At 65.6% G+C, this 12471-nt stretch carries 10 protein-coding genes; 8 read left to right on the plus strand and 2 right to left on the minus strand.

Features of this window, described 5'->3' with window-relative positions; translation table 11 throughout:
- The first annotated feature begins 24 nt into the window (after positions 1–24).
- From QM707_RS01820 to QM707_RS01840, 5 genes are all read left to right on the plus strand, one after another.
- Positions 25–2013 (plus strand): M2 family metallopeptidase, encoded by a 1989-nt coding sequence (locus QM707_RS01820; RefSeq protein ID WP_415000163.1) that lies wholly within the window; start codon positions 25–27, stop codon positions 2011–2013.
- A gap of 87 nt (positions 2014–2100) precedes the next feature.
- The gene (locus QM707_RS01825) at positions 2101–2631 is read left to right on the plus strand and encodes a hypothetical protein (RefSeq protein WP_415000164.1); all 531 of its coding nucleotides are present in this window, start codon (positions 2101–2103) and stop codon (positions 2629–2631) included.
- Complete coding sequence (locus QM707_RS01830; protein WP_415000165.1) at positions 2628–3089, plus strand: GNAT family N-acetyltransferase; 462 nt, start codon at positions 2628–2630, stop codon at positions 3087–3089. Before QM707_RS01825 ends, QM707_RS01830 begins: the two co-directional genes overlap by 4 nt.
- Before the next feature lie 66 nt (positions 3090–3155).
- Positions 3156–4238: an aromatic ring-hydroxylating oxygenase subunit alpha gene (locus QM707_RS01835; RefSeq protein ID WP_415000166.1), complete on the plus strand. Its 1083-nt coding sequence runs from the start codon at positions 3156–3158 to the stop codon at positions 4236–4238.
- Positions 4235–5638: an amino acid permease gene (locus QM707_RS01840; RefSeq protein WP_415000167.1), complete on the plus strand. Its 1404-nt coding sequence runs from the start codon at positions 4235–4237 to the stop codon at positions 5636–5638. Before QM707_RS01835 ends, QM707_RS01840 begins: the two co-directional genes overlap by 4 nt.
- Positions 5639–5651: 13 nt before the next feature.
- On the opposite strand, the gene QM707_RS01845 is transcribed toward QM707_RS01840, so the two are convergent.
- Entirely contained in the window at positions 5652–6902 is a 1251-nt protein-coding gene (locus tag QM707_RS01845; protein ID WP_415000168.1) for a multidrug effflux MFS transporter, read from the minus strand.
- Between the two features lie 67 nt (positions 6903–6969).
- Between QM707_RS01845 and QM707_RS01850 the strand changes: the two genes are divergently transcribed.
- Complete coding sequence (locus tag QM707_RS01850; RefSeq protein WP_415000169.1) at positions 6970–8772, plus strand: ABCB family ABC transporter ATP-binding protein/permease; 1803 nt, start codon at positions 6970–6972, stop codon at positions 8770–8772.
- A 10-nt stretch (positions 8773–8782) separates the two neighbouring features.
- Here the strand turns inward: QM707_RS01850 and QM707_RS01855 are convergent, their stop codons facing one another.
- Positions 8783–8935 (minus strand): hypothetical protein, encoded by a 153-nt coding sequence (locus QM707_RS01855; protein WP_415000170.1) that lies wholly within the window; start codon positions 8933–8935, stop codon positions 8783–8785.
- Between the two features lie 204 nt (positions 8936–9139).
- On the opposite strand from QM707_RS01855, the gene QM707_RS01860 reads away from it, so the two are divergent.
- Both QM707_RS01860 and QM707_RS01865 read left to right on the plus strand, forming a co-directional pair.
- Positions 9140–10975 carry a diguanylate cyclase gene (locus QM707_RS01860; RefSeq protein WP_415000171.1) on the plus strand — a complete coding sequence of 612 codons (1836 nt, stop codon included), beginning with the start codon at positions 9140–9142 and terminating at the stop codon, positions 10973–10975.
- A gap of 311 nt (positions 10976–11286) precedes the next feature.
- Entirely contained in the window at positions 11287–12450 is a 1164-nt protein-coding gene (locus QM707_RS01865) for a GGDEF domain-containing protein (protein WP_415000172.1), read from the plus strand.
- Positions 12451–12471 lie beyond the last annotated feature (21 nt).

Genomic DNA, 12471 nt, shown 5'->3' on the forward strand with positions numbered 1-12471 from the left:
ATTGCCCGACCCGGACCTTTAGCCGTGAAATTCCAACGCGTCCTCCTGTGCGCCGCCGTCTGCGCCGCCCTCGCCACCCTCGCCGGCTGCAAACCGCAAGGCCCCGCCGGTTCCGCCAGCTCGACCGATAAGGCCGCCGCCGAACGCGCCGCCGCCATCGCCAACGAGAACGCGGACCAGTTCATCGAACGCATCAACAAGGAAATGCACGACGACTACCGCGAGATCACCGCGGCGGCATGGCTCGGCGATACCTACATCAACGAAGATTCGCAATTGGTGTCGTCGAAAGCCAACGAACGCAGCCTCGCCAAGCTCGGCGAGTACGTCGAGCAGTCGCGCCGCTTCGACGGCAAGCCGATGAAACCCGAGACCGCGCGCGCTATCCAGCTGCTGCGCCTCGGCATCACGATGCCGCCGCCAAAGGATCCCAAGCACCTGGCCGAACTCACCTCCATCGGCACCAAGATGAGCGGCGACTACGGCGCCGGCAAGTGGTGCCCGGACAAGGACAACCCGGCGAGCTGCAAGGACATCGGCCAGATCGACGATGTCCTGTCCGACGTGCCCAACCGCAGCTATGACGAGCAGCTGCAGGCCTGGCAGGGCTGGCACACGATCTCGATGCCGATGAAGAAGGACTACGTGCGCTTCGTCGAACTCAGCAACGAGGGCGCGCGCGACCAGGGCTTCGCCGATACGGGTGCGTTGTGGCGCAGCAACTACGACATGAAGCCCGAGGAGTTCCAGGCGGAAACCGATCGCCTCTGGGGCCAGGTCAAGCCGCTTTACGAGCAGCTGCAGTGCTACACCAAGAACAAGCTGGTGGAGAAGTACGGTACGCAGGGCGAAGTGAACGGCATGATCCCGGCTCACCTCACCGGCAACCTGTGGCAACAGGACTGGAGCAATCTGTGGCCGCTGGTCGAGCCCTACGCCGGCGTGCCTGCGCTCGATGTGACGCCGAAACTCAAGCGCCAGCGCGACGACAAGTACAAGCAGGAGCTCGCCGGCTTCGTAAGCAAGAACGGCCGCGTGCCGTCGGCGGCCGAAGAAGTCGAGATCGGCCGTGCGGCCGACCTGGCGCAGGCCAAGGCGATGGTGAGGAGCGCGGAGGATTTCTACGTCAGCCTCGGCATGCCGCGTTTGCCGGAAAGCTTCTGGGACAAGGCGCAGTTCGTCCAGCCGCGCGACCGCGACGTGGTCTGCCACGCCAGCGCCTGGCCGATGACCATGGACGGCGACGACGTGCGCATCAAGATGTGCATCAAGCCCGACCAGGACTCGCTCGAGACCATCTATCACGAGCTCGGCCACATCTATTACTACCTGGCGTACCACAAGGAACCGGCGCTGTTCCAGAACGGCGCCAACGACGGCTTCCATGAAGCGATCGGCGACACGATCGTGCTGTCGATGACGCCGGATTACCTGAACTCGATCGGCCTGGTCGACAAGCCGACCGTGAGCAACGAAGCGGTGATCAACGGCCAGATGCGCCGTGCGCTCTCGGGCGTCGCCTTCCTGCCCTTCGGCCTGATGATCGATCGCTGGCGCTGGGGCGTCTTCGATGGCTCGATCAAGCCGGACGGTTACAACAAGGCGTGGTGGGAGCTGAAGGCGAAGTACCAGGGCGTCGCGCCGGCGACGCCGCGCGGCGAAGAGTTCTTCGATCCGGGTGCGAAGTATCACGTGCCGGGCAACACGCCGTACACGCGCTACTTCCTCGCGCGCGTCCTGCAGTTCCAGTTCCTGAAGTCGCTGTGCGATGCCTCCGGCTACAAGGGCCCGCTGCACCAGTGCAGCTTCGCCAACAGCCCGGAAGCGGGCAAGCGCTACTGGGCGATGCTGTCGAAGGGCGCCAGCCAGCCCTGGCAGGCGACGCTGAAGGAACTCACCGGCAGCGAGCAGCTCGACGGCGGCGCGATCCTCGACTATTTCGCTCCGCTAAACACCTGGCTGACCGAACAGAACAAGGGCAAGCAATGCGGTTGGGATGCCGCGAAGAAGTAAGCCATCCTGATGCAAATGCGTCTGCACGGCCGGGGTTTTCCTCGGCCGTGTCGTTTCCGGCCCCCGTTTCATCCATCGGAGAATTTCATGCGCCATCTCGCCCTAGGATTGATTCTTGCGAGCATCGCCCTGCCGGCATCGAGCGCGGTCAAGTCGAGCGACGCCTCCTCCTTCGTCGTGACACAGTCGTATGAAGTGAAGACCGATGCGACCACTGCCTACGCCGCGTTGATCGAACCAAGGCGCTGGTGGAGTTCACAGCACAGTTGGTCGGGCGATGCGAAAAACCTCAGCCTGGACGCGCGCGCCGGCGGCTGTTGGTGCGAACGATGGAACGGCGGCGAAGCCGAGCACGCCCGCGTGATCTTCGTGGTCAAGGACAAGCAGCTGCGCACCAGTGGCGGTTTCGGTCCGATGCAGGCGATGGCGTTGAACGCGGTGCTGGACGTGGACCTGACAACGACAGCCAACGGTACGCGCATCGATGTCGCCTACACCGTCAACGGTACGCCGGCGTCGAACCTCGACAAGCTCGCGCCGGCAGTGGATGGCGTGCTGGCCGAACAGTTCGGACGGCTGCAATCCCTGCTCGACATGGGGTCGGCGACGAAGCCATGAGCGCGGAAGTCGTCGTCGAACGCATCGACGCCAATGGCGTCGACGATCTGTTGCCCCTGTTCCTCGACTATCTGCGCTTTTACGAGAGAACGATCGATGCGGAGGTGGCACGCGCCTTCCTGCAGGCTCGCCTTCAGCAGCGGCAATCCGTCGTTTTCCTGGCCCGCCTAGGCAGCGGCGCCATCGGATTCGTCCAGCTCTATCCCGCCTTCGCCAGCCTGTCGCTGGCCCCCAGTTGGATACTCAACGATCTCTATGTCGCCGAAAATGCCCGCGGGCGCGGTGCCGCGAGAGCATTGATGGAAGCTGCGCGCGGACTGGCGCTGACCAACGGCGCCGCCGAGATCTTCCTGCAAACCGCGCGCGACAATACGCCCGCCCAGACCCTGTACGAAGGCCTGGGTTACGCTCGCGACGATGCGTTTCTGGTCTATACGCTTTCGCTGCCGCGACCCTGACACCCTTCCCCGCCGCCCATGGGCGCGCAATACTGCGGGCATCGTCGTCCGAAGACAGGCCTTCCGATGAATTCGCTGCTGACGCCAGCCACGCTCGCATCCCAGCCGCTGGACCACGCGCTGGCCCTGCCCGCGCGCTATTACACCGACCCGCGCATGGTCGAACTCGACCGGCACGCCATCTTCGATCGCAGTTGGCAACTGGTCGGCCACGAATCGCAGCTGCCCGACGTAGGCGACCATCTCGTCACCGAGATCGCGGGTCTGCCGATCGTGCTGATACGCGACACGCAACTGCACCTACGCGCCTATCACAACGTCTGCCGCCATCGCGCCGGTCCGCTCGCCCTGTGCGACGGCAAGGGTGCGAAAGCCTTGCGCTGCAAGTATCACGGCTGGACATATACGCTGGACGGCGTGCTGCGCAGCGCGCCGGAAATGGGCCAGACGCCCGATTTCGAACCGGCTTCGATCCGCTTGCCGGAACTGCGCGTAGAACTCTGGCACGGGCTCGTTTTCATCGGGTCCGACCGGGCGCCGGCCTTCGCCGATTTCGTGCGGGGCATGGAAGAACCGCTGCGCTCTCTTTCGCCGCGCGGCTACCGCTTCCATCAGCGCGTCGCCTACGACGTCGCCTGCAACTGGAAGGTGTATTGCGACAATTACCTCGAGGGCTACCACGTCCCGCACATCCATCCGGGATTGAACAAGCTGCTCGACTACCGACAGTACCAGACCGTCGCCGGCGACTGGTTCTCGTACCAGTACAGTCCGCTGGAGAGCGACGATTCCCTCTACGGCAGCGGCGATGCGCTGTACTACTTCATCTACCCGAACACGATGCTGAACCTGCTGCCCGGTCGCCTGCAGGCCAATCGCGTGCTGCCGCTGGGGCAGGATCGCTGCCGCGTCGAATTCGACTACTACTACGCCGACGACGGCAGTCCCGAAGCGCTGGCGAAACGCGATGCCGACCACGTTTTCTCGCACGAAGTGCAGGACGAGGACATCGGCATCTGCGAGCACGTGCAGCGCGGCCTGGCTTCGGGCTCCTACGAAGCGGGCCGATTGAATCCGCTGCGAGAAAACGCGCTGCACCACTTCCATGAACTGCTGCGCCGGGCCTACCGACAGGAACGCGCCGAATGAGCACCGAAGCCGGCGCCACCGCGCGACAACTCGGGTTCTGGATGTGCGTGGCCCTGGTGGTCGGAAACATCATCGGTTCCGGCATCTTCCTGCTGCCCGCCTCGTTGGCTCCTTATGGCTTGAACAGCGTCTGGGCCTGGTTGCTTACCAGCGCGGGCGCCATTGCACTGGCCCTGGTCTTCGGTGGCCTCAGCCGCGCGCTGCCCGGCGCGTGCGGGCCCTACGACTACGCCCGCCAGGCCTTCGGTCCATTGCCTGCCTTCCTCGTGATCTGGGGCTACTGGCTGTCCAATTGCGTCACCGTCGCCGCCATCTCGTCGGCGCTGGTCAGCTACCTGAGCCACCTGCTGCCCTGGATTACGGCAAGCCACGCCAACTCGATCCTGCTGACGCTCGCCTTCGTCTGGCTACTGACCGGCGTCAACATCGTCAACATGCGTTCGGCCGGTCGCATCCAGGTCGTGACCGCCGCATTGAAGGTGATTCCGCTGCTGGCGATCGTCGGCCTCGGGCTGTACTTACTGGTCACCGGCAGTCCCATGCTGGCAACGACGAAGCTGGCCTCGACCTCTTTCGATATCAACGCCGTCACGGCCGCCGCCACCTTGACCCTGTTCGCCCTGTGCGGAATGGAATCGGCCTGCGTCGCTTCCGAAAAAGTGCACGATGCGCAGCGCACGATACTGCGCGCCACCTTGACCGGAACGGTGCTGGCCGCGTTGATCTATGTCATCGCCAGCACGACGGTGATGCTGTTGATTCCCGGCGATCGCCTCGCCCAGTCCAATGCGCCCTTCGCCGATGTCGCGGCGCTGTTCTGGGGGCCCGGCGTCGCGGTCTGGTTTGCCCTCTTCGCTGCGATCAGCTGCTTCGGTGCGCTCAACGGCTGGATCCTGGTCAACGGCCAGCTGGGCTTGCAGCTCGCGCGCAACGGCTTGTTCCCGCAGGCGTTCACGCGCGAAACGGCGGCCGGTACGCCGGTGATCGCGATATGCACCTCGAGCGTCGTGGGTTCCCTGCTCGTGCTGGTCAGTTCCGGCGAATCGATCGTGGCCTTGTTCACGTTCCTGGTCCTGCTTTCGACGACGGCCGTACTGTTCATGTACCTGTTGTGCTCGCTCGCCGTGCTCGTGCTGTTGCGGCGCGGGGCGGTGGCGCGCAGCGGCTTCGCTACGAGCTTGGCGATGGCGGGCGCCATCGGTTCGCTGTTCTCCCTCTGGGCCATCATCGGCGCCGGCATCAGCATCGATCCGAAAGTCTGTGGCGATGGCAGCCTGCTCTGCTGGACGCCCTGGCGATCCAATCCGGTATACCTCGGATTCTTCCTGCTGGCCTTGGGCGTGCCGATCTATTACGCCATGCGCGCGAGACGATCAGCGCCGTTACCCACGCGCCCCTGATCCATCGGGGCGACTACAGCTCGTCGGTCGGCTCGAAACTCGCCGCCTCAGCACTCCCTTGCGGCGGACGTTCGGCATGGGCCAGATACCAGCGCCACATGCCGTAGGCCACGACAGTGAAACAGGTCGCGCCGATGGCCAGGTGCAGGCCGCTGTCGCTGAGCAGGGGCGACAGCACGCCGGCGATGAAAGCGTTCGACATCAGGCCGACGAAAGCCTGCACCGACGACGCACCGCCACGCTGCTGCGGATACATGTCGAGAATGGCGATCGTAAGGATCGGGAACACCAGGGCGATGCCGAACGCGCAGAGCACGGTCGGCACGATCGCCCAGGGCAAGTGCAACTGCGGCGACCACAGGCAATAGGCGATATTGAAGGCGGCGGACAGGCCGCAGGCGAGGAAGCCGACGTTCGCCAGTCGCGTACCGCTGACCTTGCCCGCGGCCTTGCCGCTGACGAAGGCACCGAGCACCATGCCGCCGATGGTCGGCGCGAAGAACCAGCCGAACTGGTCCTCGCGGAGGTGCAACAGGTCCAGCACGAAGGCCGGCGCCGAGGCGATATACAGGAACAACGCGCCGAAATTGGCGGTGCCGGCATAGGCCAGCAGGCGGAACCGCCGATTGCTGACGATGCGACCATAACCCTGCGCCAGCGCGCGCACGTTCAGGGGAAGGCGCTTCTCCGGCGGATGGCTTTCAGGCAACACCGTCGCGCTGAGAACCAGCAACAGGATGGAGAACGCCACCAGGAACCAGAAGATCGCCTGCCAATCGCGCCAGCCCAGGATCCAGCCGCCGACGATCGGCGCCAGGGCGGGCGCGATGCCGAAGATCATCGAGATATGGCTCATCAGGCGCTGGGCATCGTCCCCTTCGAGCGCATCGCGCACGATCGCGCGCCCGACGATGAGCCCGACGCCGGCGGAGAGTCCCTGCACGATGCGGAAGAACAGCATCTGCGACATGCTCATCGACAACGCGCAGCCGACCGAGGCCAGCGCGAAGACCGCAAGGCCGACCAGGATGACCGGCTTGCGCCCCAGGGCATCGGAAAGCGGGCCATGGAACAACGACATCGCGGCGTAGCCCAGCAGATAGAAGCTGATCGTCTGCTGCATCGCCACTTTGTCCACGCCCAGCTCGGCCTGCATCACCGCGAACGCGGGGAAGACGGTGTCGATCGAGAACGGGCCGAGCATGGCCAGCGCGCCGAGAATCAAGGCCAGGCGCGCCTTGGAGATGCCGAGATGGGAAATCATGCGGGTATTCTAGCAATGCGTCGTCATGGGGACTTGAGCGGCGCGTAAACCGCCCCATACTGCAGCGATGAGCGCCCCCGTCCCGGAACTTTCCCTCGATCGCCCTGCCGGCGAACGCCCGACCTCGCAGGTGCTCGCGCGCCTCGTGCCCTTCCTGAAGCCGTATTGGCTGCGCATCGTGCTGGCCATGAGCTGCCTGTTGACGGCGAAGTTGGCCGGGCTGGCGGTCCCGATGCTGCTGAAGAAGCTGATCGACGATCTGGGCATCGATCCGACGCCGGCCCTGATTCCGGTGGCGCTGCTGCTGGCCTATGGCGCCGCACGCCTGTCCGAACGCGTATTCACCGAAATGCGCCAGATCGTCTTCGCACGGGTGATGGCACGCAGTTCGCGCATGGTCATGCTGTCGGTGTTCCGGCACCTGCACGCGTTGTCACTGCGTTTCCACCTGAACCGGCGCACGGGCGGAGTCACGCGCGACGTCGAGCGCGGCGGCAGCGCCATTGCCGACCTGCTCGACTGGACGCTGTACACGATCGTGCCGACCATCATCGAAGTCGTGCTAGTCACCGCCGTGCTCGTGCTGCTCTACGACATCTGGTTCGCGGTGATCACCCTGTTCGTGCTGGTCGCCTACGTTGCCTGGACGGTGGCCGTGACCGAATGGCGCACCAAGTTCTACCGCGCGGCCGTCGAAGCCGATACCAAGGCCAGCGCCAGCGCGGTCGATTCCCTGCTCAACTACGAAACGGTCAAGTACTTCAACAACGAGGCGCACGAAGCCGAGCGCTACGACCAAAGCCTGCGGCGCATGGAAGAAGCCAACATCAAGAGCTACAAGACGTTGGCTGTGCTGAATGTAGGCCAGGCCGCGGTCATCGCCATCGGCGTCACGGCGCTGATGTGGAAGGCCGCGCACGGCGTGGTCACCGGTACGCTCAGCGTCGGCGACCTCGTCCTGGTCAACGCCTACCTGCTGCAGATGGCCATGCCGCTGAACTACCTCGGCATGATGTATCGCGAGGTCAAGCAGGCCTTGACGAACATCGAACGCCTGTGGGGCCTGCTCGAGGAAAAGCAGGAAGTGCGCGACCAGAGCGGTGCGACGATGCTGAAAACCGCGCAGCCGCGACTGGCGTTCGAGAACGTGCGTTTCTCCTACGATGCGCGGCGCGAGATCCTGCACGGCATCGATTTCGACGTGCCGCCGGGCTATACCGTTGCGGTGGTCGGTCATTCCGGCAGCGGCAAGTCCACGCTCGCTCGTCTGCTGTACCGCTTCTACGACGTCGACAGCGGCCATATCCGCATCGACGGCCAGGACCTGCGCGAGCTGACGCAGGATTCCGTGCGCGGCGCCATCGGCATCGTTCCCCAGGATACCGTGCTGTTCAACGACAGCATCCGCTACAACATCCGCTACGGGCGTCCGACCGCATCGGACGCCGAGGTCGAGGAGGCGGCGAAGGCGGCGCACATCCATCGCTTCATCGAATCGCTGCCCGACGGCTACGACAGCGAGGTCGGCGAACGCGGGCTGAAACTGTCCGGCGGCGAGAAACAGCGTGTGGCCATCGCCCGCGCCCTGCTGAAGAACCCGGCCATCCTGATCTTCGACGAAGCGACTTCGGCGCTGGACTCGGCCAGCGAGAAAGCCATCCAGTCGGAGCTCGATCGCATCGCCGTCGGCCGCACGACCTTGGTGATCGCGCACCGGCTCTCCACGGTGATGGACGCCGACCAGATCCTGGTGATGGACGCGGGACGCATCATCGAGCGCGGCACGCATGCCGAACTGGTGGGTCGCGGCGGGCACTACGCGGCGATGTGGCAGCTGCAGCAGCAGGCGGCCGAGACCGCGGAAACCTGAGCCTGCCCGCTCAGAACGGCAGCGTCATGCCCATGGCCGGGGCCACGAGCCAGAACACGATGCCGACGGCGATGATCGCCAGGGTCAGCTTCACGAGGAACTTGGCGATCTTGAACATCAGGTACAGGAGCAGCAGCAACGCCGCTATCGCCAACCACGTCATGTTTCGTTTCACTCGCAGGGTTTCGGTCCGAGTCTAGCGTAACCCGCCGCGGGGCTTGTGGTAAGTTCGGACATCCCGAATCGGTCGAGGGTGGGAATGGCTCTGCAACCGGGCGAAATGCGTGCTTCCGGCCGCCGGCTTTCGTTGTGCGCACCCCTCGCGCTCTGCCTGCTTCTCTCCCATGTTGCCGTCGCCGTGCCGGCCATGCCGAAAACGCAGGCCGAGTACGAGGCCTTCCGCGCGCAACAGAGCGAAGCGAGCAACAAGGCCTACCAGCTCGGCGACTACGACCTGTGCCGCACCATCGAACAGTCCGCCCTGGTCGCTGCGCGCCGTTTCGGCGATCGCAAGGAGGAAGCGATGTCGATCTACGGCATCGCCCTCGTCGATCTCGCGACCGGCAAGCCGCAGGATGCCGAAAGACGATTCCGCGAAAGTATCGTCGTCTGGAAAAGCATCGGAGACCAGAAGGGCCTGGCGCTCTCGCTGCGCGGGCTGGGTCGTGTACTGGAGAACACTGGTCGCTTGCCGGAGGCGGCGGAAGTCCAGGTGACGGCTCTCGAACTGCTGCTCAAGTTCGGCAAACCGATCGACCAGTCTGAGAGCTATTATTCCCTCGCGCGCTTGTTCCTGAACCTCGAGAACTACCCCGCCGCCCTGCATGGCGTCGATCGCGCGATCGCGTTGATGGGCGCCTCGCCCCCGGATTTTCCGCTCGGCCTGAACCTCGGCCTGCGTTCCGCCGTCTTGCGCGAGCTGGGGCGCAAGGAAGAAGCGCTGAAGGATGCGGAAGCGGCGATGGCGGCGTTCGAACGCAACCAGAGCAAGGTCGGCGTCGCCATCGCGCAACTGGCGCTCGGTCATTCGCTCGCACTGAACGGACAGGTCGACCGCGGCCTCGAGACGCTGCGTGCGGGCGAGAGAACCGCGAAGGAGCTGAATGAGGCGATGCTGCGCTGCGACCTGCTGCTGGCCGAAGGGGGCGTGCTGGTACGCGCGAACCGTTACGAAGAGTCACTGGCACCGCTCGACACCGCGCTCGGCATCGCCACCGAACTGTCGCTGGACCAGCAGCTCAGGAACATCCAGCTGGAACGCGAGAAGGCTTTTTCCGGACTGGACCGACCTGCGGACGCCTTGGCCGCCAGCAAGGCGGCGTTCCAGGCGCAGACGCGGCTGGCGCGACTCGACCAGATCGGCCAGCTCGCCGGACGCAGCGCGGAATCGCAACTCACCGCGGTCAACAGCCGCTTCCTGTCGCTGGATCCTGCGACGCGCGCCAGTCAGCCCGTGCTCGCGCCGATCACGGCGAAAACCACGCCCCTCTGGTGGTGGTGGGCCGGTGGCCTGGCCCTGGCCGCGATTCTGGGCTGGGGCGTTCGCCTGATAATGCGCCTGCGCCACAAGAATCGCCGCATGCGCGACGACCAACGCGCGCTGGCCGATGCACACGAGCAGTTGCAGGATCGTTCGGCGCAACTGCAGCGACAGGTCAGCATGGATCCCCTGACCGGCACCTTGTCGCGACGCGCCTTCGCCGAAGAGCTCGCCGCGCTGCTGCAATACTCGCAGTCGATCGGTCGGCCGGTGACGCTGATGGTGTTCGATCTCGATCACTTCAAGCAGATCAACGACCGCCACGGACACCTGACCGGCGATGCGGCCCTCAAACTGCTGGTCGGGCTCGTGCGGGAACAGCTCGACAGCGACGACCTGTTCGGCCGGTTCGGCGGCGACGAGTTCCTGATCGCCAGTCGCGAGCCGGAGGCCGAGGTCGCGGCCATGGCCGAACGCATCCGTTCCGCCGTCGAACAGCGATCCACCGCACCAGATTCGGCGCTGCCGCCACTGAGTGTCAGCATCGGCCTCGCGCACGCCACGCGCGGGACCGGCTACGACGCCGAACAGCTCTTCCTGCGCGCCGATGCCGCGCTGTACGAAGCCAAGGCGGCCGGGCGGAATCGCGTGGCCCTGGGCAGGATCGGACAGGCCGCGCCGGGCGACCCGCGCTCGCTGCTGCTGTCGGCGGGAAAGGATTGACGACGATGAGCGCCCTCCGAACTCGCCGAACCCTGCATGCATGCGCGCAGGCTCCAACATCGATGGCGCATCGCAGCGTCCGACGGGTGATGTGCCTCGCCCTTGTCTTGCTGATGCTTCCGGCCGCCGGCCTCGCGCAGCAGGGTGGACCGGACCGTCCTCCACCTCCACCACCGCCGCCGCACGACGGAAGGCCGCCTCCGCCGCCGCCTCCGCCGCCGAGGATTTCCCTACCCCCGAGGCACGACGAAAGCGCGCCCGTTGGCGAGGTGCCGGCGCCAACGTTGCCGGCGAATGCTCCCGAAGCTGCGGTGCCGTTGCCGCAAGCATCGCCATCGGCATCCGGCGAAACGGCGCGCACCGATTCCGATGAGTTGCTGGCCGCGCGACAGGCGGGCGACAGCGACATGCTCGGCCGCGCCCTGATCCGCGAGGCGCAGGCGCATCTCGATCAATCCGCGCCGCAGTTCGCACTCGGCCCCTTGCAGGAAGCGGTACGGCTCGCGAACGAAACCGGCGACGACCGGCTCGGGCGGGAAGCGGCCATCCTACTCGCGCAGGCGCATGACAGCCTTGGCGACGCCGCCGCAGCGGCAAGCTGGAACGCGCTGGCCGACGGTTATCGCCAGCGCATTTCGCAATCCGCTTCAGACGCCCCGACCACCGAAACCGCAGGCACGCTCGAACCCACGATAGGCGGGGCCTCGCCAGCGGCCCCGGACGATCGCGCGGCGACCGGAACGGCCTCGACTTTCCGTCATGTCGGCCTGTTGTTGGCCGTCTGCGCCCTGTTGTTGCTGGCCTGGTGGCATAGCCGCCGCCGCGCCGCGGCGCTGAGCGACGAAGCCAAGGCGCTTTCGCGCCAGCAACGACAATTGCGCAGCGCCCACAACCAACTCAAGCAACAGAGCGAAACCCTGCGACAGATGGCGGTGCAGGACGCGCTGACCGGCACGATGAATCGCCAGTCTTTCGCCGCGGCCCTGCAGGAGCTGCTGACGCATGCCGAAGCGCAACGCCAGTCCGTGGCGTTGTTCGTGTTCGACCTCGACCATTTCAAGGACATCAACGATCAGTACGGCCACCTCGCGGGCGACGGCGCGCTGAAGACGCTGGTCGGCATCGTGCGCGAGAACCTCGACAGCGCCGACCTGTTCGGTCGCTTCGGCGGCGACGAGTTCCTGATTTCGCACGCGACCCAGGACAGCGCGCACTCGCTGGCGCTGGCCGAACGGATCCGCGCCGCCGTGGTCTCCCGCTCGACCGCGGCCGGCCCGGGCCGCCCCCCGCTGACGGTGAGCATCGGCATCGCCCATGCGACCCCGGCAAGCGGTTACACGCTCGAAGATCTCTTCCATCGCGCCGACACGGCCCTGTACGCCGCCAAGCGCGCCGGCCGCAATCGCGCCGTGCTCGAGGATCTCGCGCATCCGGCGCCGCCGGGGCACCAGCCGGCGCTCCGGAGCCTGACCTAGGCGTTCGTGGCTGGTCCGGCT

It is taken from the genome of Arenimonas sp., from assembly GCF_047602345.1.
Lineage (GTDB): Bacteria > Pseudomonadota > Gammaproteobacteria > Xanthomonadales > Xanthomonadaceae > Arenimonas.

Excerpts from the sequence above, each read along its gene's own strand:
- QM707_RS01855 (WP_415000170.1), bottom strand. The coding sequence starts at position 8,935 with ATGACGTGGTTGGCGATAGCGGCGTTGCTGCTGCTCCTGTACCTGATG.
- QM707_RS01835 (WP_415000166.1), top strand. The coding sequence starts at position 3,156 with ATGAATTCGCTGCTGACGCCAGCCACGCTCGCATCCCAGCCGCTGGAC.
- QM707_RS01830 (WP_415000165.1), top strand. The coding sequence starts at position 2,628 with ATGAGCGCGGAAGTCGTCGTCGAACGCATCGACGCCAATGGCGTCGAC.
- QM707_RS01825 (WP_415000164.1), top strand. The coding sequence starts at position 2,101 with ATGCGCCATCTCGCCCTAGGATTGATTCTTGCGAGCATCGCCCTGCCG.
- QM707_RS01840 (WP_415000167.1), top strand. The coding sequence starts at position 4,235 with ATGAGCACCGAAGCCGGCGCCACCGCGCGACAACTCGGGTTCTGGATG.
- QM707_RS01850 (WP_415000169.1), top strand. The coding sequence starts at position 6,970 with ATGAGCGCCCCCGTCCCGGAACTTTCCCTCGATCGCCCTGCCGGCGAA.
- QM707_RS01860 (WP_415000171.1), top strand. The coding sequence starts at position 9,140 with ATGCCGAAAACGCAGGCCGAGTACGAGGCCTTCCGCGCGCAACAGAGC.
- QM707_RS01845 (WP_415000168.1), bottom strand. The coding sequence starts at position 6,902 with ATGATTTCCCATCTCGGCATCTCCAAGGCGCGCCTGGCCTTGATTCTC.